Below are 223 nucleotides of genomic sequence, written 5' to 3' on the forward strand. Positions count from 1 at the left end.
TGAGTATGAGACGGAAAACCGTCACTACGCTCACGTTGACTGCCCGGGTCACGCTGACTACGTGAAGAACATGATCACCGGTGCTGCCCAGATGGACGGCGCGATCCTGGTCTGTTCAGCAGCTGACGGCCCGATGCCGCAGACCCGTGAGCACATCCTGCTTGCGCGTCAGGTTGGCGTTCCGGCCCTTGTTGTCTTCATGAACAAGGTTGACCAGGTCGAC

General features: G+C 59.2%; 1 protein-coding gene. It reads left to right on the forward strand.

The annotated features are described in order from the left end of the window. Positions 1-223 (forward strand): GTP-binding protein (locus ABLO27_RS27125; protein WP_353037222.1); only part of this gene is annotated, 223 nt, incomplete at both ends.

The organism is Roseibium sp. SCP15, assembly GCF_040329435.1.
In the GTDB taxonomy this organism is placed as follows: Bacteria; Pseudomonadota; Alphaproteobacteria; order Rhizobiales; family Stappiaceae; genus Roseibium.